Origin of the sequence: Campylobacter sp. US33a (assembly GCF_004378855.1) — a bacterium.
GTDB lineage: Bacteria > Campylobacterota > Campylobacteria > Campylobacterales > Campylobacteraceae > Campylobacter_D.
Map to the genome: position 1 here is coordinate 1 of NZ_RYYL01000059.1, position 242 is coordinate 242.

The window sequence follows — 242 nt, forward strand, 5'->3', positions numbered from 1 at the left end:
TTCCCCTATTCGTTTATTTGGTGGTGCAGCTACTCCAGTGGCACTTTTTGCCATAGGTTTGGGACTTGGTTTTATGGCGATTAAAACTGCTTATAAACCTACTATTCTTGTGATTTTAGCTAAAATGGTTTTAGCACCTTTAATTTTTGTGCTTTTATTAAAGCTTTTTGGTTTTGAAATGAAAGCTTCAATCATAGTTGCCATCATAGAAAGTGCCACGCCTACAATGACTTTAGCAGGAG

At 36.8% G+C, this 242-nt stretch carries 1 protein-coding gene; it reads left to right on the top strand.

Features of this window, described 5'->3' with window-relative positions; all coding sequences use genetic code 11:
- Positions 1 to 242: AEC family transporter (locus ELQ16_RS09890; RefSeq protein WP_208335106.1), on the top strand; the 242-nt coding region annotated here is incomplete at both ends.